The organism is Algibacter amylolyticus, from assembly GCF_014202225.1.
Lineage (GTDB): Bacteria > Bacteroidota > Bacteroidia > Flavobacteriales > Flavobacteriaceae > Algibacter_B > Algibacter_B amylolyticus.
In genome coordinates this window covers 425046-447232 of the sequence record NZ_JACHGE010000003.1, presented here as the reverse complement: position 1 = coordinate 447232, position 22187 = coordinate 425046, and the positions used below count along the sequence as shown (strand labels likewise).

Sequence of the window (22187 nt, the reverse complement as noted above, 5' to 3'; positions counted from 1 at the left end):
TTACATTATAAGCGCCGGCGATGACGTTAGATAAATTTTCTGAGGTTGAGTTATTAGCATCATTCCAAATAAATTGATATGGTTCTGTACCACCAGTAACCGTAATATCAATACCACCAGTGGCTTCGCTGTTACATAATACATTGGTTATCGTATCGATTGATGCCTCTAAAGTTGGTTGATTTACCGTAATTGTTTGCGTATGGACATTGGTTAAGTCACATTCATCGGTTGCGGTCCAAGTTCTTTCTATAGTATAACTTCCTGTACATATATCACCAGTTTCTTCTTCTTCAAAAACAACTTCAGCAGTACCACAAGCATCAGTAGCCGTTAGCGTAGGAGCAGTAGGAATATTATTTATGTTAACTGTTTCATTTGTTGGTAAATTTTCTACAAATACAGGCGCCGTTTTATCTTCAACTGTTATAGTTTGTGTGTGTGATACTGTTAGGTCACATTGGTCTGTAGCAACCCACGTTCTTGTTAGTGTATAATTTCCAGGACAAGACCCATCCTCTTTTGTTTCAGTAAAAGTAACATCTGCGGTTCCGCAATTATCTGTTGCTTGAAGATTGGCAGGTTCTGGTACATTGCTACATTCTACAGTTATGTTTTCCGGTAACGGATTTGTGAATTCTGGACCAGTAGTGTCTTCAACAGTAATAACTTGTATATAATTAGCTATTGTAGCACCACATTCATCTATAAAATTAAAAGTATTTGTATAAGTTCCATTATTTCGGCAGGTTCCATCAGAAACAAAAGATCCAGCAGTTTTAATTGGGGTTAAATTGTCACATGATACCTCGGGCAGTAATGCTTGAACATTCTCTAATTCTGCTGAATTATTACATTCAATAGTCCTATCTAATTCTCCAACTTGACTAACCCAACTCGCACTAGGTTGGTTTATATTTACTACGAAGGGTTCTAAATTTTCTACATTACACTCATCAACAGCCGTAGAACTAATGGTTGTTTGTTCTTCTGGGTTAATTGCACCAGTGTAAGATGCTGTGAATTGTAAATTAAAATCTAAATCACAAGATTCTTCTAAAAAAAAGCATTCATCTTTTAAAATAAAGTCGAAATCAAGATTTAATATATTACCATTACCATTACCATTTCCCAATGCATCAAGAAGTCCATCTTCAATTTGGAAGGTTAGTATGTTGGAATTGAATGTGTACGTTACTCCATCAGGTAAATTATTAACTCTTATGTTTTCTACTTGTGGAGCAACAGGAGTTGTTAAAATAAAGTTTTTAACATTATCATTGCCAGTATTTTGAATGTTAAAATTAAAATTAATACTATCTTCTGGATCAAAATTAGACGTACTAGAAGTCGTAGTTAAAACCATTGGGCTAACATCTGGTTTATAAACTTCTATTGCTAAACCTAATAAATATAATCCATAAACCTCTTGGTCAGAAGTCATTCTGAAAGTTGCAGATGTCTGATTATTTGCTATTAATCTATTACCGCTATTATCTAAACTAAATAATGCAGCGTCAAAACCTAATGTATTTGTACTAGATGGGTTTCTATCAATAAAATTGTTGTTACCTACAGTAATTCTACTATTAAAAAAGTTGTTAGTATCTCGCTGCGGAGCATCAATATCAACAAAATTGTTTGATGTATTTCTGATTTGTAAACGGTCACCACTTAAGTCTCTATCGCCTTCTAACCCTCCAATTAATACATTTGATTGTACAGGACCATTAGAAATAGTTTGAAATCCATTAAAATTTATATTAAAATTGTTTTGAGAACTCGTAATATGTGCATAACCATCAAATACAGTAATGTTTTTCTGTACTAAATCTGGACTTTCATAAACAAAAACAATTTGCCAACCACCAGAAGTCCCCGCATTAATATTACCATGTGCAATTAGCTCGCCGGTTTTAGCTTCAACATTTGCGACTTGATACTTGCCAAAGGGTGTTGAAAGGTTTTGAACTAAATTGGTTATATCTTTGACACATATATATGGATCATTCGAAAAATGGAAATTACGACCTCTATAAATTACTTCATCTGCAGTTATGGTTGTATAATTCGACTGACCTGGAGTCATTAATTTCACATCATTATAATTCCAGTTAGGCTCATTATCTCCATTTGTAGAGGGTTCTCTATCGGCGGCGGCCCAATATAAATAAGCTTTAATAACAGATAAACAAGTAGCACTAGGTTTTGGGTTAGTAAAATTAGCACTACTAGAGTTAAATGTACTATTATCGTTATCAATATCTACATAAACATTATCTGTGTAATCGTGATTATCGTTGTTTCCGTTGTAATTACCTGTTGATGTTCTAGATAGTACGTTATTTGCTACCATACCAAAATCTCCCCTTACAACTTGATTAAATCTAGGGCTAAATTGTTGTTGTACTTGTGAAAAAACAGCAGTTGCACTTAAAAAAATAAATACAACTACGGCCAATTTTTTAATACTAAAAATAGTAATATTTCTCATAAATCCATTTTTTTGAATAACTCGTAATCGCACATGTATTTAATTAACCTTTGTTGGGTCTTGTACTAAAGATTTCATTGTTATTGATGATGTATAATTTCCTTCCGCATTAGAAGCTTCAATACGTGCGCAATTCCAAGCAGATTTTTGTGCGCTTTCTGGAGTGATTTTCTTCATGTAAAATTTAACAGCGCTATTATTGGCAACTGTAACCTCACTAATTTGTTCGGTTTGATTTAGGTTATAAAATTCAAAATTAAAATCTGTCTGCAACTCAAAACTTTCCTCGTTACAATCTATATTTTCACTAGTTAAAGTAAAGGTAATTGAGTCAGATGTATTGTTTGCGACTTGTAAAATATAAAAGTGAATTTTTTCTGTATTTGGCTTATCACTTTTTTCAATAATAGTTAATTGAACGTCCTGCAGAGCGGATAACATGCTCGCTCCTGTTAAAATAAACTCAGCGCCGTTTTCGGTTGCCGATTTAAAACTTCTGTGTTTGTGCACCGTTAATGTTGCGCTACAGTTTTTAGTGTTTATCGTGGAGCCGTTTTTTTGTAGCGTAGTACCTCCAATAAACATAGTTAATACTAAAACGTAAAATACTTTCATAGATTATTTTTTTTTGGTGAAGGTGATAGCACACCATGTGATCTTAAATTATTTATATTTTGTCGAGAATAGAGATTTTTTGTTAATAGCAATTTGTTGGTAATATTTCATGCTTCAGGCATGTGAGATTTTGTCCACAAATATAAAACAATATTTCTCTTTATAGCCACTTAAACACACTCATTTACTACTTACATAATCAAATATAGTATTGTGACCCCAGTAATGGAAATTAGTCACACATATAACCAACTGTAAATCAATTGTTTATTGATCATTAGTTTCTCTGATCATAAATTAAGTGCCAAAAAAAAAATAATGTTATAAAATAAGTACGTCCTTTTTAACTGTTAAAGTTTTTTGGCATATATTTATTTATCATTTTAAAGAACAAATAAATTGATTTTTATCGAGAAAAACAACTTTTTATCGGTAAAATTCAGCATTTAATCGAGTATTTTGAAAAAATTAATTTTAATAAGACATGCTAAATCCTCATGGGAGTTTAATTTAAATGACCATGAAAGGCCTTTAAAATCTAGAGGTGTAACAGATGCTAATTTAGTTTCTAAAAAATTATGTTATGCCTTGAAAACCATAGATTTAGTTCTTTGTAGCGATGCACAACGTACCAAGTTAACAGCAGAAATCTTTATTTCTGCCTTAGGTATAGAGGAAAATTTGGTAAAATTCAATCCAAATTTATATGATTTTTCAGGAGAAAATCTAGTTCGTATTGTAAAAGATGTGCATGATTCGGTTAATAATTTAATGGTATTTGGTCATAATCATGCCATAACTGCATTTGTTAATACTTTTGGTACAAAGCACATAGATAATGTTCCTACATCTGGTGTGGTTATAATTGAGTTTGATATCGAAAAATGGAGTGCTTTAAAACCTGGAAAAACTTTAAAAACGATATTTCCTCGCGATTTAAAGTAGCCCATTCTATATTTACATTTATAGCAATAATTTAACATTAAAATGTTTAAAATTTAATTATTCCTTCTTAAGAAAATATCAATAATTTGTTCTAAATAGAATATATTTGTTTTTCATATTAAAAATTAAATTATAGTTAATGACTAAACCTGAAATCTCAACAAATAACAGTTATGTAAATAGAGAAATAAGCTGGTTGCAATTTAACGCAAGAGTATTGCAAGAAGCTGAAGATGAGTCGGTTCCTTTAATAGAAAGATTGCGTTTTTTAGGTATATTTTCCAATAATTTAGATGAGTTTTTTAAAGTAAGATATGCTACTGTAAAACGTATTGTAGAAGCTGGTAAAGGCGGAAAAAGTGAACTTGGTGGTATTAAAGCAAAAGAATTGCTGGAAATAATTACTCAAATTGTTATTAAGCAACAAAGTGAAAGTGTTAAAATACTGCGTAATATAGATAAAAAGTTAAAGGAAGAAAATATTTATATTATAAATGAAACTCAAATTGATGAAGCACAAAGTGAGTTTATAAAACAATATTTTCTTAAAACGGTTAGTCCAGCTTTAGTTACCATTATACTCAATGATTCGGTTGTACTACCAAATTTAAAGGATACTGCTGCTTATTTAGCAGTACGCATGCTAATGTCTGGCGATACAAAGCAATTTGCTTTAATAGAAATTCCTAAATCGGTTGATCGTTTTGTGGAATTGCCAAAGAAGGGAGATAAGAACTACATTATTATGGTTGATGATGTATTGCGCTATTGTTTGGGAGATATCTTTAATATCTTTGAATACAAGGCTATTTCTGCTCACATGATCAAGATTACTAGAGATGCAGAGCTAGATTTTGAAAGTGATTTAAGTAAAAGTTTTATCGAAAAAATATCGGATAGTGTAAAACATAGAAAAATAGGTGAAGCTGTAAGGTTTGTTTACGATAAAACTATTCATAAAGAAACGCTTCGCTATTTTATGTCTAAAATGGGGATTGATGATACTGATAGTATTATCCCAGGTGGACGCTACCATAATAAAAGAGATTATATGGGATTCCCAAGTTTAGGAAGAACAGATCTTTTATATGATAAAATTGAGGCACTACCAGTTAAAGGATTAAGTATGCAAGACAGTATATTTAATGCCATTAGTAAAAAAGATTATTTGGTACATGCGCCATATCAAACATTCTCTTACATTGTTAAATTTTTAAGAGAAGCGGCCTTAGATCCAAAGGTTAAAACAATTAAAATAACAATTTACCGTCTTGCAGAAATATCACATGTAGCAAGTTCTTTAATTAACGCTGCAGTTAATGGTAAAGCTGTTACCGTATCAATAGAGCTTCGCGCAAGGTTCGATGAGCAAGCTAATATTGATTATGCCCAACAAATGAAGGAAGAAGGCATCAATTTAATATTTGGTGTAACAGGTCTTAAAGTGCATAGTAAAATGTGTGTTTTAGAGCGAGAAGAAGGCAAAAAACTAAAACGATACGGGTTTATAAGTACTGGGAATTTTAACGAATCTACAGCAAAAATTTATACGGATTATACGCTTTTTACTGCTAATAAAAAGATTTTAAGGGATGTAAATCAGATTTTTAGCTTTTTTGAAACCAACTATAGGGTTTATAGGTATAAACATTTATTGGTATCGCCTCATTTTACAAAAAGTAGCGTTTTTAAATTGATTGATAATGAAATTGAAAATGTAAAGGAAGGTAGAGAAGGGCTAATCAGATTAAAAATGAATAGCATTTCAAGTTATCCAATGATTGATAAATTGTATGAAGCTAGCAGAGCCGGAGTAAAAATACAAATGATAGTTAGAGGTATTTGTTGCTTAATTCCTGGTATAAAAGGCATGAGTGAAAATATTGAAATTATTAGTGTGGTCGATAAGTTTTTAGAGCATTCTAGAGTTTATATATTTGGAAACAATGGCGATGCAAAACTATATATTTCTTCGGCAGATTGGATGACTAGAAATATTGAAAATAGAGTAGAAGTAAGTTGTCCTATTTATGATGAAGATATTAAAAAAGAAATTATAGATACCTTTAATATTAGTTGGAATGATAATGTTAAAGCTAGAGTTTTGAATGATTCTCAAGAAAATCAATATCTTGTAAACGATAAGCCAAAAGTAAGATCTCAATTTGCTATCTATGACTATTACCTTAATAAATTAGAAAACTAATATGCTTTCAATAAAAAAATATGCTGCCATAGATATTGGTTCAAATGCTGTAAGACTGTTAATTTCAAATATAATTGAACAAAAAGGAAAGCCTGTTGAATTTAAAAAAAACTCACTTGTACGTGTACCAATACGATTAGGGGCAGATGTTTTTATAAAAGAAAAAATTTCTAAAGAAAACACGCAGCGTATTCTCGATACCATGCTTGCTTTTAAATTACTTATGAAATCTCATAAGGTGGTAAAATATAAGGCTTGTGCTACTTCTGCAATGCGAGAATCTAAAAACGGAAAGAAAGTAGTAGACTTGGTTTTAGAACATGCTGGAATAAGTATTGATGTTATTGGAGGCGAAGAGGAAGCAGCAATTATTGCGGCAACCGATTTAAATAAATTTATAGATGCAAACAAAACCTATTTATATGTGGATGTAGGTGGAGGAAGCACCGAATTTACTGTTATAGATAGAGGAGATCAAGTAGTTTCAAGATCTTTTAAAATAGGAACCGTACGTTTGTTAAATGATATGGTTAAAAAAGAAACTTGGCTAGAGTTGCAAGAATGGATTAATACGCACACAAAGGATTATCATAAAATTGATGTATTAGGTTCTGGTGGAAATATTAATAAAATTTTCAAGGTATCTGGTAAATCAATTGGGAAACCACTTTCTTATTTTTATATGACCTCATATTACAACATGTTACAAACCTATTCCTACGAAGAGCGTATTACAGAACTTTCGTTAAATCAAGATAGAGCCGATGTAATAATTCCTGCTATGCGCATATATCTTTCGGCCATGAAATGGGCTGGAGCAAAAAACATATATGTACCTAAAATTGGTCTTGCCGATGGAATTATAAAAAGTATATACTATGATACCGTTTCTAGTAATACACAGTAAAATTTTGCACTTTGGCTTGTATAGTTGTCGTTTTTTAAATTTATGATATATATTCGTAGGCTATAGTACCATTAATAATAACCCAAATCTATTAATAATGTAAAACCTATGTTTATGTTGCTTTAACTTCATAATCTTTGGGCTATTAGCATCTGATAGATTAATTTAATAAAAATACAGATGAAAAAATTACTACTATTTACAGTGTTACTTGGTTTTTCATTACAAGGCTTCGCTCAAGAAGACATAGAAATTAAATCTTCAACAAAGGTTAAAGACACTGCAAAGGTTCAAGAAAAATGGTCGGCTTCTAGCGGGATTAAATTTGGTATTCGAGCAGGTTATACCATTTCTCATTTAGATTTTAAAGATGAACCTTCTTTTAGTAATGAGCACAGAAACAGTTTGTATGTTGGTTTCTTAGCTAATATGGGTATTTCTAGAACCTTATCTATAGTGCCAGAAATACAGTTTTCTGCCGAAGGCGCGAATAAAGAAGAACTTCATTTAGATTATATACAAATGCCAATTCTGTTTAGATTTAGATTTAGTGAGAAATTCCATGCAGGCATCGGCCCACAAGTAGGATGGAAGGTTCAAAAAGTTGATGACGGAATGAAAAACATGGGATATTCGGCAGTTATTGGTGCCGATTACAAAATTAATTATGCTATTGTTGTAGATGTTAGATATAATTATGGTATTAGAAATGTATTCGATGATAACTTAGGTATCGAAGCAAAAAATAGAAATATTCAATTAGGTGTCGGTTACAAATTTTAACCGTGGATAGCTTCACTAGTTCCTAAATTTGAAATTATTTCAGCCTCATATTCAAGAAGTTGTTGCCATTTGGTATCAACTTCTTTTTTTTCACCATATTGTCTGGCAAAACCTAAAAACATAGTGTAGTGGTTGGCTTCACTAACCATTAAGTTTCTATAAAATTCGGCTAATTCTTTATCTTCTAATTCTTCTGAAAGTAACCTGAAACGCTCGCAACTTCTAGCCTCTATTAGTGCTGCATATAATAAACGATGCACTAGTTGTGTTGTTCTACTGCCACCTTTAGGAAAGAATTTTAAAAGCGCGATAACATAATCATCACGTCTATCTCTACCTAATACCCAACCGCGTTCTATAATTTTATCGTGTACCATTTTAAAATGACTAATTTCTTCTTTTACTAAAGCCGTCATTTCTTGTACTAACTCTGTGTATTCAGGAAAACTTACAATAAGCGAAATAGCTGTACTTGTTGCTTTCTGTTCGCAAAAAGCATGATCGGTAAGTATTTCTTCAATATTTTTCTCTACAATGTTTACCCAACGTGGATCGGTTGGTAGTTTTAATCCTAACATAAGTATTAATTTTATTATATAATTTCTTTTATGGAAAATGTTCCATTATTACTAACTATCATTTCGTTTAGAAAATAGTTGTCGGTTTCAGGCTTACAAAACATAATATATATGCTTATTTCGTTTTCTGAAATAGAATCATTTTGGTTTACCCAAACTCCAGATAAATTAGCAGTTTCAAAATATTGTTTTAATTCTTTATCTCGATTTAAGAAATAGGATTTGTTAATTTTCTCAGATACAATTTCTACCTTATTTTTTAAAACTGTAATTTCTGAAATTGCATCTCTATAATAATGTTTGTGAACAATAGTATCTACTTTAAATTCATTTAAAACGCTACTATTCATATCGGCATAAGTTTTAATTTTAACTTCAAATCCGTTGGATAAAATAGTGTCGGTAATGGTCTCAAAATAAGATTCAGGAAAATACTTTATATTTTCTAAAATTGAATCCTTATGGTTCGATGCATTAAAAACTTCTACATTTGTTTTATGCTTTCTTTCACGACCATCGCAGCTAAAAAACATAACGATTACAGGTAGTAATAATATTGATAACCTGATGTTTTTCAAAAAATTAAACATCTAAATCGAAAGTTTTTCTTAAAAGGTCAATATTCGGGTTTTTTTCCTTTAGTTTTTCAAATTTATCTTGAGGCGTATAGGCGTATTTCTTTTCCATAACTTCGTTTACTGTTATAGATAAAGTAATATCATAATTACTTAATTCCTTTCTAATATACCCTAAAAGTTTAAATTGCTGACGTTCTAGTTCTACCTTGTTTGTCGCATTTGGAAACTCTAAATGCGCTACAGTTCCTTTTACTTTTGGTACATCTATAGATAAAATGGAAGCTAAATTATGTTGCCCATCGGAAACCAATTTTTCGGTATACGTATTCCAAGCTTTAATGAAATCTTGCTCTTCAAATGGTTCTTTAGGTAGGTTTTCCTCGTCAACCACAACATCCATTTGTTTTATTAGATGTTCTTTTTTTGCGCGAATACTAGATAACGTTAATCCAGATTGACGTTTGGCATTTTGTTTTAAAATGATTTTAGGAGGTCCTTGATCTTCAGTTTTATTAACCGTTGCCGGTTTTTTATCTGTGGTTTCAGATGGTTCTGTTTGCGCTTTCGCGGAAGGGGTAGCGTTTTCAGTTTTCTTGGGAACATTAACCGGAATAGGCGTAATGCCTTTTTTCTGGAAATATGAAGCAGGAATTATGTAATGTTTGCTATTTTTTTTTTCTCCATCATGAGTGATAGAGGCAAGTTGCATTAAAGTTAATTCGACAAGTAAGCGTTGGTTTTTACTTGTTTTGTATTTAAGATCGCAGTCGTTAGCTAGTTGAATGCCTTGCATGAGAAACTCTTGCGAGGCTTTTTGCGATTGTTTTAAGTACTTCTCTTTAGTTTGGTCGCCAACTTCTAATAAGGCGATAGTTTCGGGCGTTTTGCTAACCAACAAATCTCTAAAGTGAGAGGCTAATCCTGCAATAAAATGATGCCCATCGAAACCTTTAGAAAGCGTATTATTAAACTGAAGTAATAAATCTGGAATCTTATTTTCTAGAATTAAATCTGTACTTGTAAAATACGTTTCGTAATCAAGTACGTTTAAGTTTTCTGTTACGGCTTGTCTAGTTAGATTTTTACCAGAAAAACTAACTACACGATCAAAAATAGAAAGGGCGTCACGCATGGCACCATCCGCTTTTTGAGCTATAATATGTAAGGCGTCATCTTCGGCAGTAATACCCTGTTCGCCTGCTATATATTTTAAATACTCCTTAGCATCTTTTACTGTAATACGCTTAAAATCAAAAATTTGACAACGCGATAAGATTGTAGGTATAATTTTATGCTTTTCGGTAGTTGCAAGTATAAATATACAATGTTTAGGTGGTTCTTCTAAAGTCTTTAAAAAGGCATTAAAAGCGGCTTGAGAGAGCATGTGGACCTCATCAATAATATAAACTTTGTATTTTCCAACTTGCGGTGGTATTCTAACTTGGTCGGTTAAACTTCTAATATCATCTACCGAGTTATTGGATGCGGCATCGAGCTCGAAAATGTTAAAAGCAAAATCTTCATCGCCAGTTTCGTTACCGTCGCTGTTAATCATTTTAGCCAAAATACGTGCGCAAGTTGTTTTACCAACACCACGCGGTCCTGTAAATAATAAGGCTTGAGCTAAATGATTGTTATCTATGGCATTTAGTAAAGTGTTTGTAATAGCTTGCTGGCCAACAACGTCTTTAAACGCTTCTGGTCTGTATTTTCTAGCCGATACAACAAAATGCTCCATAGTTAAATCTTGAGATAACAAAGTTAAAAATTCAATTTGGAATTTAGAATTATGACGTTGAAAATTAATAGGAGTTATTAACAAAACGATATAGTTAAATCCAAAACTTTATTAAATTATATATTCAAACTGAAATGATAATATTCATGATGATTATTTTTTTAATTTAATTAAAATTTCTTCTTAAGACTATTTACCAAAATATTGTATGTTTTCATTAGCTTTGTTCGGTATATAACTTCATGTTGCCCTGTATTAAAATATTTTATCTGTTTAACCATAATTATAATTAAATGTTATCTAGAAGATTAAAGAATGACGGAGTTTCGATTTTAAGGTTGAATGAACTTCAGATTGAGATAAAAAAACAGATTGACAACAAAGTGGAAATAGGTAACTATCATTTTGAGTATATCAGTTGTCCTATATGTAATTCTAATGATAAAGATTTAATAGGTGAAAAAGATAGATATGGGTTGTTTTTTTCTACTAATCTGTGTCAAAAATGTGGTTTAGTATACACAAGTCCGAGAATGATTCAAGAATCCTACAATTCTTTTTATAATTTAGAATACAGAAAATTATATGGTGGAAGTGAGGAGGTTAGTCCAACTTTTTTCCAATTTCAAAAAAAATTTGGTAAAAGAATTTATACTTTTTTATCAAATCATAATTTATTGAGTAAAACACCGATAAATGTTTTAGAGGTTGGTTGTGGAGCAGGAGGGATATTAGACCATTTTAGGGATGAGGGGCATTTTGTTAAGGGAATTGATTTAGGTGAAAAATATATTAATTATGGGATAAGTAAATATAATTTAGACCTAGAAGTTGGTTCATTAAAAGATATTACATTAGAGGTAAAACCCGATTTAATAATATACTCTCATGTTTTAGAACATATTCTTGATCTTAATTATGAATTGTCTTTGCTAAAAAAGCATATAAAGCCGGAGACAATTGTTTATATAGAAGTTCCAGGTATAAAGGAAATACATAAAAATTATAATTATGATATTTTAAAGTATTTTCAAAATGCACATACCTTTCATTTTACTTTAAATTCTTTAACTAATTTATTTAATAAACATGGTTTTGAATTAATTTATGGAAATCAATTTGTTATGTCTGCATTTAAATTTAAGGGAGATTTAGATCGTATACCTATAAGTGATTACGGTGACGTAAAAACATATATGTCGAGTTTAGAAAGCAAGCGTAAACTAAATGAGATTTATTTGTTTCTTTCGAAAAAAAATAAATTAATTCTTTTCAAAATTTTACATTTTACGGGTACTTATAATTTTGTAAAAAAGTTGTATAACAGATATTAAAATTGGTTTATAATTCTTTGTACACTCTTAGAATTTGAAATTTTGGTTAGTAATATCATTTTAATGTTTTTCAAAATACAGTTAACATAATCCTTAATAAATATAAAAAAAAATCCGTTTTCTGAAATATTAGGATAAGCATAATTTTATGAATATCAGATGTTTTAATGGATTTTAACTAGTGAGAAGTTTCAAGGCTATTTAGTTTAAATTCTTGCATAAGTTATTATGTTATTAAATACAAAAAGGACTTATAGTTTAACTTAATGTTAGTAGATACTTGCGTTAAGGATTGAACGGCATGTTTGAGCTCGCCGACTATAGGAGGAAGCGAGTAGTGAAAGCCTGACCCTTTTTAGGGTAACGCCCAAATATTCAAATTTATTTAGATTATACTTTTAGTTTATTGTAATTTCGCGGCAGTAAATCGCCTTATCGCTGTTTTGATTTATTCAAGATGGAGGAAAGTCCGAACACCGTAGTGCAACATAGTGGCTAATAACCACCAACCGTGAGGTTAGGAAAAGTGCAACAGAAAGTATGTACAGGTCAAGCTGTAGTGAAACCAGGTAAACTCTATGTGGTGCAATGTCATGTAAACCAACGTTTGAGGGCGGCACGCTCGATTGTTGGAGGGTAGGCAGCTAAAGTGTATTGGTAACAATGCACGTAGATAAATGATAAGGGCTTTTTTAGTGATAAAAAAGTACAGAATTCGGCTTATAGATTTACTTAAATATACAAACCCTTCTTGAAATTTTCAGGAAGGGTTTGAGGTTTAAAAAAGGGTTGGTTATTGTTTAATTGGTTGGCTTTATTGTTTATTCTTTTGGTGCATAGGATAAATCTGGACGAATTTCTCCTGATTGTTCTTGAACACGACTAGTATTATTTATAACTTTACTAAAAGCATCCCATTTATCTAGCCCTAAAACCTTATCATTTGCTTTAGATTTTGTGGCGCTATCTATTTCATCTTTAGCAGATACTACTACTAGATAAAATTGTTCTGGATTTCCGAAGCCGCTTCTGTAAATTCTATAATACTCTGTTGATCCTTTTGCAATATATAGTGCTTTTACTGCCTCTATCCCTTCGCGAATTTTAGCTGCATTAGCTGGTGTGAAATATAGATAATAAAATTTTCGGAAATTTTCTCCTTCTTGAATTATGGGCGCACCTTCTTCCATATATGAGAGGTCTTCTACCAAAGTTATGTTATAATCGGTATGCGAATCGTAACACATATCAAATTCATCGAACATTTTACCAAAATCGTCTCCCATGGCTTTTGCCATATCTGCGAAAGGGCGCTCATCTAATGCTGCAAAATTATTAATAGGTGTTAGGTATAAATATTTTAACTCGTTTGTGGTAATGGCAGTCCAGGAGGTTTTTACATTATGCTTTTTAGAGGCTTCAAGTAGTTTTTTAGCAACAGCTTCATATTCCATAATCATGGAAGGTTTTACATTGTCTTGATGGACCGTAAACATTTTTTGTGCTTGACAAATATAAGTCGTGAAACATAACAATAGACTAAGTAGTAACGTTGTTTTAATTGTTTTCATATTATTAGTGTTTAATGGTTAGGTAACTTAAAATTTACTTATTTGTGGTATTACTTTCTCTAGTAGCTTTTACTTCTGCTATGGCTGCTCGCATACTTGAAGTATCGTAATAGGCGTATTCATTTACTATTTTACCATTTATAAATTGCGCTGTTATATGTATGGGCACAGTTATGGTTTTACCTGTTAATTTTGCTTTAGCCGCCCAACCGTTCCAGTAGTTTACCCAGGTGTTGCCCTCTTTATCTATTATCATTTCAATTTCGGTAGCATCATCTAATAATTTATACTCAGAAAAATTGGAAAGTGTTTGTATCATACCATTCATGGTTTCTTCTGGCGATGCTTGTTTATTGGCATTATGATAAATTTTTGCAGTATCTGCATAATTGGCTTTCCATGTTTCCCAATCTTGAGATTCGTAGGCTTTAATATTAGCCTTAAAGGTTTCAATTTCTGGAGAACTTTCGAAATAACGTGTTTGCTGTTTGTCTTGGCAAGCAACAAATAGATAGAGTGCAAGCCCTAATAAAAAAAGTTTTTTCATTTTAATTTATGGTTTTAAAAGTTAGTATTAACAATTAACCATAAACAATATCAAGAAAAAGGTATGCCCTTTATTTGAGAGATGAAATTTGTGTAGAGCCGGGGAGGCTCTTAAGGAGACTTCTAATGTACTGAAAAAAAACGGGTTATAAAAATATATTTAGTTTATCCTTTTTCGAAAAAACTAAATACATTGCCACCATAGCTTTTTGAATAGGCGAAGTTTTCTAAACTAGAAAGATTAGTGTGCTTGGAATGTTCTACAATTAATACACCATCCTCTAATAATAAGTTGTTTTTAAAAACGAATTCTGGTATTTTAGAGAACTGCTCTAACTCGAAATTATAAGGCGGGTCTGCAAAAATAATATTAGCTTGTATGGTTGCTTTTTCTAAAAACTTAAACACATCGCTTTTAATAGTTTGAATAGGCATACCGAAAGCTTCGGCAGTTTTGTTTATAAACTTAATACAACCAAAGTCTTGGTCTACGCAAGTAATTTGTTCGGTGCCTCTAGAGGCAAACTCGTAGCTTATATTTCCGGTGCCGGCAAACAAATCTAAAACCGAAATATCATCAAAATAATACAGGTTGTTAATAATGTTAAATAGTGATTCCTTGGCCATATCTGTAGTAGGGCGTACAGGAAGGTTTTTTGGTGCTACTATTTTTCTACTTTTGTATAAACCTGATATAATGCGCATTAAAAGCTATTTAGTAAAGTGAAATTAGAATATTTTGATGGTTGGCTGCCAAGGTATTTATAGGATTCTTTTCTTGCACCAAACGTTATGTTTCGAATGTACTTATAGGCTATATGGTACAAATCGTTTTCTTTGGTTATAGCGCCAAGTAAAACTAAATTTAAATGTTCTGGGTTTAAATTTAGTTGTTCGGCCGTAAACAGAATGTAATATATAAAATCTTCCTTAGTATGGTACGAAAACCTATTGTATAGTTGTAGGTTACTGTTACTTACTACTACAATTTCAAAATGATTGTCGCCTACATTAACATACATGTTAGTGGTATTCGATTCTTTTTCTGTTTGTAGAATAGATTCTATTAGAATAGTGGAAACATGCTTAAAAGTAAAGGCGCCAAACTTATCGTAAATGTAATTATTAATATTTATGTAAGGTACATATACGTTGACGCTGTTGTTTTCTTTAATGGTATCATAGGCTATAAAATCAGATTTTAAAATTTTAGAATTAAACTTTAAATAATCTGCCAAATGACTTTCATTAAATAGTGATTTTGGTACAAGGGTAGATAAGTCGTTATCATGAATAATAATAATATTACCGAAGTGTCCTTGTAAAACAGTTTCTCTTGCAAATAGCTGCTTTAATTGATCTAAAACTTCAATAGGGTTTAATTTTTTTTCAAAATTATAGCACTTAAAAACCACAATAGTTTTGGAGTCTCTATTTAGTATAGAAAAAGAAAGTCCACTCAAGCTTATTTGAATGGACAATTCTATATTAGTATTTGTTTTAGTAATATTATTCGCTATCGCCATAAGTTTTTGGCCAGTTACCACCAGTTTTAACTTCGTCCATAGAACCAACCTTTAATGCATCTCCATTAACACCGTCAACAGATATTATTTGGTTTTCTTGTATTACTAAATCTCTGTTTTGATCGTATAATAAAACATCCTTTTTTACAGAAGCTTCAAAAACTGGAATGTTAATGTTGTTTTGCTCAACAAATCCAGCATCCATTTTAAACTTAGCACCTTCTTGACCAACAGGAACGTTCATCATTGTTTTGTAACGGTTAGAAGATTTAAATAACGAATCTTTTACAGGAACAGTACCTAAAGTATCGATAATAACAATATCTTTTGTAGTATCTACACCATATCTTCTAGTTAATTCTTTATCGATAACACTAGAATCTCTACGTTGTGTTAAAGTGTATTCAGCTGTGTCAATAAATTTAATTAAGCCATCAAAAGTTTTAGCAAACTTCCCTGTAACTTGTCTGTGCGCTAATTGAGCATCTCTAATATCAATTAAGCTTTCAATAACAACTGCATAGCGTTTGTTTTTTTCCTTGTTAAATTTTATTGGCTCATAAATAGACATATAAGTTTGGTACCCTAAAAAGGCGATTAATAACCAAAGTGCTATAGTCAAAACAGGTTTAAGTTTAGACGGGATAAATTTGTCAACTAACTTTACCAAGCCAATTGTACCAAGAATCACTGCTAATGCAATTAAGAAAAATGTCATAGTATCTATTTATTAAAAATTCGTTAATGGTTTTAGCAAATCTACAATTTTTTTTTAATCGTTAAAACCTAAGGACATAAAAATCATTTCTATATTTGAATAATTTTTAATTAGGACAATCATTAATGACAGCATCTCAATTCTATTCCCTTATAAAACAGCAGTTTCCGTTTCAACCTACGATTAAACAAAATATTGTCCTTCAGCAATTGGCAGAATTTATTTTTTCAAAAAACTCAAACGACTTATATTTATTAAAAGGCTATGCAGGTACAGGAAAAACAACCATTGTAGGCGCTATAGTATCTAATTTATGGAAGGCAAAAAAAAGCGCGGTATTAATGGCTCCAACGGGTAGAGCAGCTAAAGTTATCTCTAATTATTCCAAAAAAGAAGCCTTTACCATCCATAAAAAAATATACTTTCCTAAAAAGGAAAAATCTGGTGGTGTAAAGTTTGTTTTGCAGCCCAATAAGCATAAAAACACCATTTTTATAGTAGATGAGGCATCTATGATTCCAGATACTCCAACAGATTCTAAACAAATGGATAGTGGCTCGTTACTAGACGATTTAATTCAATATGTATATGGTGGCCATAACTGTAAATTACTTTTAATAGGAGATACGGCACAGTTGCCTCCTGTAAAATTAGATATTAGTCCAGCCTTGGATGAGCGTACACTAGCCTTAAACTACGACAAGGAAGTCACAAGAATGGAATTGGATGAAGTAGTACGACAAGAACAAGATTCGGGTATCTTGGTAAATGCAACTATATTAAGAGATACCTTGTCTAGTAACTTTTTCGAGTCTTTTAAGTTCGATATTAAGGGTTTTGCAGATATTATAAGGTTAGTTGATGGCTACGAAATAATGGATGCTATAAACGACTCCTATAGCGAGTTGGGTAAAGAAGAAACCGCAATTATAGTACGGAGTAATAAACGCGCTAATTTGTATAACCAGCAAATTAGAAACCGAATTTTATTTAACGAGCACGAGCTAACCGCTGGCGATTATTTAATGGTGGTAAAAAACAACTATTTCTGGATAAAACCCACAACCGAAGCCGGTTTTATTGCCAATGGCGATATTATTGAAGTGCTTGAAATTTTTGGCATACAAGAGTTATATGGCTTCCGGTTTGCCGAGGTAAAAATACGCATGGTCGATTACCCAAAAATGGCACCCTTCGAAACCGTTTTAATGCTCGATACTATCGATGCCGAAACACCGTCCTTACCTTACGAGGATTCCAATAGGCTGTATCAAGAAGTTATGAAAGATTTCGAGGACGAAACCAGCAAGTATAAAAAGTTTTTAAAAGTAAAAAGCAACAAACATTTTAACGCCTTACAAGTTAAGTTTTCATACGCCATAACGTGTCATAAATCGCAAGGTGGCCAGTGGGATACTGTTTTTGTAGAGCAACCTTATTTACCAAACGGCATCGATAAAGATTATTTACGTTGGTTATATACAGCGGTTACCAGAGCCAAAGAAAAATTATATTTAATAGGGTTTAAAGACGAGTTTTTCGAAGAATAATTTTTGGGCGCCACCCAAAGGGTCGGGCTATCCAATACAAGTCCTCGCACCTCCTACGTCGGGCTGTGGGCTTTCCTTTTCTATCCCTGGCGCAGGTATCCGCCAACATTAAACATTAATATAAATAGCAGTGTTCACTAACATTTTACATTTTTTCCTTCTCGTTTCGACTTTTCAGATTTTCGTCCAAAGTTTCAAAAATCAAGAATTTACGTAACTTTGAATAATTATTAATTAAAAACAAAAATCCTTTACGGAGATTTAGGCGCTTCTTCTATGACATTCGAAACCATAATTAGTATTTGTTTAGGTGTAGGTTTAGCCGCATCCGTAGGCTTTAGAGTCTTTTTACCTCTTTTTGCACTAAGCTTGGCATCTTATTTTGATGTATGGCAACTCAACGAATCTTGGCAATGGATAGGCAGTACTGCCGCTATAATTACTCTAGGTGCTGCAACACTAGTAGAGGTTTTTGCCTATTTTATTCCTTACATAGATAATGTGTTAGATAGTATTGCTGTGCCATTGGCAGCTCTTGCAGGCACCGCGATTATGCTATCTACTGTGGCCGATTTAAGTCCCGTTATAACCTGGGCCTTAGCCATTATTGCTGGCGGAGGTACAGCCGCAGCTGTTGCAGGCACATCAAGTACGGCACGTTTTGCATCAACAGTTACCACCGGAGGTGTTGCTAACCCTTTAGTTTCAACAGTAGAAACGGGAACATCAGTGGTTATGTCTGTGGTTTCCATTTTTTTACCGTTTCTAGCAGTCTTTTTGGTTATTGTAATTTTATTTATAATTTTTAAGCTGTACAAAAAGTTTAAAACCTCAAAAGTGTAAACTCTATTTATTTGTAGTATTTTTGAGCTTACTATGAGTATTTTTAATTGTTTTTATAGAATTTAAATCAGTAAACTTAATAGATGAAAATTATTTCCATGATTCCTGCTCGCTATGCAGCATCGCGCTTTCCAGGTAAACTTATGCAAGATTTAGGTGGTAAAACGGTTATTCAACGAACGTATGAGGCTACCGTTGCCACAAAGTTATTCGATGATGTTTTTGTAGTTACCGATAGCGATATAATCTATAAACAAATAGAGCGTATTGGAGGTAACGTCATAATGAGTAAAAAGGAACATGAATGCGGCAGCGACAGAATAGCCGAAGCTGTAGAGAACATGGATATTGATGTTGTAGTTAATGTTCAAGGCGATGAACCTTTTACCGATAAAGAGTCTTTAATTAAACTTATTGATGTTTTTAAAGTGGATGCTAACCAAGAAGTCGATCTTGCATCCTTAATGGTGCACATTACAAATACCGAAGAGATTAATAACCCAAATACAGTAAAAGTGGTTATCGATCAATCTGACTTTGCATTATATTTTTCACGTAGTCCAATACCGTTTCCTAGAGATAAAAGTGTGGCTGTTAAATATTATAAACATAAAGGGGTTTATGCCTTTAGAAAACAAGCCATCTTAGACTTTTATAAACTACCAATGCAAGTTTTAGAGGCTTCAGAAAAGCTAGAACAGTTGCGATATCTAGAATATGGCAAGCGCATAAAAATGGTGGAAACAGATGTTGAAGGCATTGAGATTGATACTCCCGAAGATTTAGAACGTGCAATTAAATTATGGAAATAGACTACCAAAACATTAAGGTTATTGGTTTTGATGCCGATGATACGCTTTGGGTAAATGAAACCTATTTTCGCGATGCCGAAAAAGAGTTTGCAAAGCTGTTATCTAAATACGAAACGGTTAATAAAATAGACCAAGAACTTTTTAGAATGGAAATTGATAATTTGCCGCTATACGGTTATGGTGTTAAAGCCTTTACGCTATCAATGGTCGAGTCGGCTTTGGAGATTTCTAATTATAATGTGTCTACAAAAACCATTGAAGCCATATTAAATATAGGAAAAGTTATGCTTAATAAACCTGTCGAACTTTTAGATGGGGTGGAAGAAGTCTTAAAAACTTTATCAAAAAAGTACCGATTAATTTTAGCAACTAAGGGCGATTTACTCGATCAGGAACGCAAGTTAGAAAAATCGGGGTTAACAGATTATTTTCATCATATCGAGGTGTTAAGTGATAAAAAAGAAGCTAATTATTCCAACCTATTGAATCATTTAGATATAAATCCTTCCGAGTTTTTAATGATTGGTAATTCCTTAAAATCTGATGTTTTGCCATTAATAAATATTAAAGCCCATGCTATACATGTACCGTTTCACACCACTTGGGCACATGAAGAGGTTACCGAGGCCGAAAAAAATGGTAAAGCTTACAAAACGTTAACTTCAATAGATAAGGTATTAAATATTCTTAAATAGTATGAAGATTATTGATGTAAATACTTGGAACAGAAAGCAGCATTACGAACATTTTTCTGCTTTAACAGATCCTTATTTTGGATTAGTAATTCCTTTTAACGTTACTAAAGCGTATTATTTTTCTAAAGAAAAAGGAATATCTTTTTTCGGAAAGTATTTGCATGCTTGCATGCGAGCCATAAATGAGGTTGAGAATTTTAAATACAGAATCGAGAACGGGAATGTAGTAGAGCACGATGTTATTCATGCTTCTTCAACAATTATGAGGGAGGATAAAACAATTGCTTTTTCGTTTATTGATTATAATGAAAATCTTGGTACATTTCTTGATAATTTGGAAGCAGAAAAAGAACGCGTTAAAAATTCTAACGATCTGTTTCCTCCTAAAAATGGACTAAATTGTATTCATTGTTCTGCAATGCCGTGGCTAAATTTTACCGGACACAAGGAGCCTGTTTCAGGGGAAATTGAATCAGTACCTAAAATTGCTTTTAGTAAAATATCAGAGGTAGACAATGAATTAATGATTAACGTAGCTATAAATGTTAATCATGCTTTAATAGATGGTTACCATGTTGGACTTTTTTCAGAGAAATTTCAGCAGTATTTAAACCAATAGAAAATAAATAATGGTATTTTTACCTTTTATAAAGAAATTAAATAAATGACTTATAAGAACTTTCCAATGGTGCCAAAAGTTATGTTTGGCAGAGGTGGTTTTAATCAATTAAATGATATTTTGGCCCCAAAACGTCTTGGACTTCATGCGCCTTTCATTTTTTTAATAGATGATGTATTTAAAAGCAATCCATGGATTACTTCAAGAATATCATTGTCTTATGACGATAGAATAATTTTTGTTTCAGCAAAAGAAGAACCTAAAACATCTCAAGTTGATGCCCTTGTTGAAGATATTATATTACAATCTAAACAGCGTCCTTCTGGTATTATTGGTATTGGAGGAGGTACCTTATTAGATTTAGCAAAAGCAGTTTCTATCATGATTACTAATGATGGTGGTGCAGCCGATTATCAAGGTTGGGATTTAGTAAAAAATCCTGCTATATATCATGTGGGTATTCCAACAATTTCTGGAACAGGAGCCGAAGTTTCAAGAACTACGGTACTTACCGGACCAGATAAAAAATTAGGTATAAATTCAGATTACACACCTTTTGATCAAGTTATTTTAGATTCAGAATTGACTAAAGACGTTGCAAAAGATCAATGGTTTTACACAGGTATGGATTGTTATGTACATTGCATAGAATCTTTAACCGGTACGTATTTAAATACCTTTAGTGAAACTTATGGGCAAATGGCCTTGGAGTTGTGTAATGAAATATTTTTAAGTGATAGTCTTTCAGACACGGAGTCTCAAGAAAAATTAATGATGGCCTCGTGGCATGGAGGAATGAGTATTGCATATTCTCAAGTAGGTGTTGCCCACGCTATGAGTTATGGTTTATCTTATTTACTAGGTACTAAACACGGTATTGGGAATTGTATTGTTTTTGATCATTTAGAAGAATTTTATCCAGAAGGTGTTAAGGTTTTTAAACAAATGAAAGCCAAACATAACATTACACTACCAACTGGCATTTGTGCCGATTTAAGCGATAGCGAATTCGATATTATGATTGATGTTGCCTTGGGTCTAGAACCGCTTTGGGAAAACGCGCTTGGTAAAAATTGGAAAAAAACTATGAATAAACAAAAGTTGAAAGCTTTATACCAAAAAATGTAGT

21 protein-coding genes and 1 other RNA gene are annotated in these 22187 nt (G+C 32.1%); 12 read left to right on the top strand and 10 right to left on the bottom strand.

Going from position 1 to position 22187, the window contains the following annotated elements:
• Together HNQ90_RS09615 and HNQ90_RS09610 are read right to left on the bottom strand one after the other, a co-directional pair.
• The coding region (locus tag HNQ90_RS09615) for a SprB repeat-containing protein (RefSeq protein ID WP_183822323.1) at positions 1 to 2494 on the bottom strand (2494 nt) is incomplete at its 3' end.
• Positions 2495 to 2533: 39 nt separating this feature from the next.
• On the bottom strand, positions 2534 to 3109 hold the full coding sequence (locus HNQ90_RS09610; RefSeq protein WP_144118043.1) for a hypothetical protein: 576 nt from the start codon (positions 3107 to 3109) through the stop codon (positions 2534 to 2536).
• A gap of 459 nt (positions 3110 to 3568) precedes the next feature.
• Here HNQ90_RS09610 and HNQ90_RS09605 point away from each other — a divergent pair, with 459 nt between their 5' ends.
• The 4 genes from HNQ90_RS09605 to HNQ90_RS09590 all read left to right on the top strand — a co-directional run bounded on the left by HNQ90_RS09605 (position 3569) and on the right by HNQ90_RS09590 (position 7950).
• The gene (locus HNQ90_RS09605) at positions 3569 to 4054 is read left to right on the top strand and encodes a SixA phosphatase family protein (protein ID WP_144118042.1); all 486 of its coding nucleotides are present in this window, start codon (positions 3569 to 3571) and stop codon (positions 4052 to 4054) included.
• A 139-nt stretch (positions 4055 to 4193) separates the two neighbouring features.
• Positions 4194 to 6260: a polyphosphate kinase 1 gene (gene ppk1 / locus HNQ90_RS09600; RefSeq protein ID WP_144118041.1), complete on the top strand. Its 2067-nt coding sequence runs from the start codon at positions 4194 to 4196 to the stop codon at positions 6258 to 6260.
• Position 6261: 1 nt separating this feature from the next.
• Positions 6262 to 7167, top strand: coding sequence for a Ppx/GppA phosphatase family protein (locus HNQ90_RS09595; RefSeq protein ID WP_144118040.1), 906 nt, complete (start codon positions 6262 to 6264; stop codon positions 7165 to 7167).
• 180 nt (positions 7168 to 7347) lie between these two features.
• Positions 7348 to 7950, top strand: a complete 603-nt coding sequence (locus HNQ90_RS09590; protein ID WP_144118039.1) for a porin family protein — start codon at positions 7348 to 7350, stop codon at positions 7948 to 7950.
• On the opposite strand, the gene HNQ90_RS09585 is transcribed toward HNQ90_RS09590, so the two are convergent.
• Genes HNQ90_RS09585 through dnaX form a run of 3 tightly spaced genes read right to left on the bottom strand, consistent with a single transcriptional unit; the run spans position 7947 to position 10844 of the window.
• Positions 7947 to 8528: a MiaE family protein gene (locus tag HNQ90_RS09585; protein WP_092853762.1), complete on the bottom strand. Its 582-nt coding sequence runs from the start codon at positions 8526 to 8528 to the stop codon at positions 7947 to 7949. The genes HNQ90_RS09590 and HNQ90_RS09585 overlap by 4 nt on opposite strands.
• A 14-nt stretch (positions 8529 to 8542) precedes the next feature.
• Positions 8543 to 9061: a hypothetical protein gene (locus tag HNQ90_RS09580; RefSeq protein ID WP_144118038.1), complete on the bottom strand. Its 519-nt coding sequence runs from the start codon at positions 9059 to 9061 to the stop codon at positions 8543 to 8545.
• 49 nt (positions 9062 to 9110) lie between these two features.
• Positions 9111 to 10844: a DNA polymerase III subunit gamma/tau gene (gene dnaX, locus HNQ90_RS09575; protein ID WP_144118037.1), complete on the bottom strand. Its 1734-nt coding sequence runs from the start codon at positions 10842 to 10844 to the stop codon at positions 9111 to 9113.
• A gap of 293 nt (positions 10845 to 11137) precedes the next feature.
• On the opposite strand from dnaX, the gene HNQ90_RS09570 reads away from it, so the two are divergent.
• Both HNQ90_RS09570 and rnpB read left to right on the top strand, forming a co-directional pair.
• Positions 11138 to 12178 carry a class I SAM-dependent methyltransferase gene (locus HNQ90_RS09570; RefSeq protein WP_144118036.1) on the top strand — a complete coding sequence of 347 codons (1041 nt, stop codon included), beginning with the start codon at positions 11138 to 11140 and terminating at the stop codon, positions 12176 to 12178.
• 419 nt (positions 12179 to 12597) lie between these two features.
• Positions 12598 to 12917: RNase P RNA component class A (rnpB, locus tag HNQ90_RS09565), an RNA gene on the top strand.
• Positions 12918 to 12999: 82 nt separating this feature from the next.
• Here the strand turns inward: rnpB and HNQ90_RS09560 are convergent.
• The 5 genes from HNQ90_RS09560 to HNQ90_RS09540 form a co-directional block, all read right to left on the bottom strand.
• Positions 13000 to 13749: a hypothetical protein gene (locus HNQ90_RS09560; RefSeq protein ID WP_144118035.1), complete on the bottom strand. Its 750-nt coding sequence runs from the start codon at positions 13747 to 13749 to the stop codon at positions 13000 to 13002.
• Between the two features lie 34 nt (positions 13750 to 13783).
• A complete protein-coding gene (locus HNQ90_RS09555) occupies positions 13784 to 14296 on the bottom strand; it encodes a nuclear transport factor 2 family protein (RefSeq protein WP_144118034.1) in 513 nt (170 codons plus the stop codon).
• 164 nt (positions 14297 to 14460) lie between these two features.
• Positions 14461 to 15000, bottom strand: a complete 540-nt coding sequence (gene rsmD, locus HNQ90_RS09550) for a 16S rRNA (guanine(966)-N(2))-methyltransferase RsmD (RefSeq protein WP_144118033.1) — start codon at positions 14998 to 15000, stop codon at positions 14461 to 14463.
• Positions 15000 to 15821, bottom strand: coding sequence for a DUF3822 family protein (locus HNQ90_RS09545; RefSeq protein ID WP_144118032.1), 822 nt, complete (start codon positions 15819 to 15821; stop codon positions 15000 to 15002). The genes rsmD and HNQ90_RS09545 overlap by 1 nt, the downstream gene beginning before the upstream one ends.
• Positions 15805 to 16539 (bottom strand): hypothetical protein, encoded by a 735-nt coding sequence (locus HNQ90_RS09540; RefSeq protein WP_144118031.1) that lies wholly within the window; start codon positions 16537 to 16539, stop codon positions 15805 to 15807. Before HNQ90_RS09540 ends, HNQ90_RS09545 begins: the two co-directional genes overlap by 17 nt.
• A gap of 125 nt (positions 16540 to 16664) precedes the next feature.
• Between HNQ90_RS09540 and HNQ90_RS09535 the strand changes: the two genes are divergently transcribed.
• The 6 genes from HNQ90_RS09535 to HNQ90_RS09510 all read left to right on the top strand — a co-directional run bounded on the left by HNQ90_RS09535 (position 16665) and on the right by HNQ90_RS09510 (position 22186).
• Positions 16665 to 18089 carry an ATP-dependent DNA helicase gene (locus tag HNQ90_RS09535; RefSeq protein WP_144118030.1) on the top strand — a complete coding sequence of 475 codons (1425 nt, stop codon included), beginning with the start codon at positions 16665 to 16667 and terminating at the stop codon, positions 18087 to 18089.
• A 276-nt stretch (positions 18090 to 18365) separates the two neighbouring features.
• A complete protein-coding gene (locus HNQ90_RS09530) occupies positions 18366 to 18932 on the top strand; it encodes a DUF4126 domain-containing protein (protein ID WP_144118029.1) in 567 nt (188 codons plus the stop codon).
• A gap of 83 nt (positions 18933 to 19015) precedes the next feature.
• The gene (gene kdsB, locus HNQ90_RS09525) at positions 19016 to 19744 is read left to right on the top strand and encodes a 3-deoxy-manno-octulosonate cytidylyltransferase (RefSeq protein ID WP_144118028.1); all 729 of its coding nucleotides are present in this window, start codon (positions 19016 to 19018) and stop codon (positions 19742 to 19744) included.
• The gene (locus HNQ90_RS09520; RefSeq protein ID WP_144118027.1) at positions 19735 to 20439 is read left to right on the top strand and encodes an HAD family hydrolase; all 705 of its coding nucleotides are present in this window, start codon (positions 19735 to 19737) and stop codon (positions 20437 to 20439) included. Before kdsB ends, HNQ90_RS09520 begins: the two co-directional genes overlap by 10 nt.
• Before the next feature lies 1 nt (position 20440).
• A complete protein-coding gene (locus HNQ90_RS09515) occupies positions 20441 to 21058 on the top strand; it encodes a CatA-like O-acetyltransferase (protein ID WP_144118026.1) in 618 nt (205 codons plus the stop codon).
• A gap of 45 nt (positions 21059 to 21103) precedes the next feature.
• Positions 21104 to 22186 (top strand): iron-containing alcohol dehydrogenase family protein, encoded by a 1083-nt coding sequence (locus HNQ90_RS09510; RefSeq protein WP_144118025.1) that lies wholly within the window; start codon positions 21104 to 21106, stop codon positions 22184 to 22186.
• The last annotated feature ends 1 nt before the right edge of the window (position 22187 follow it).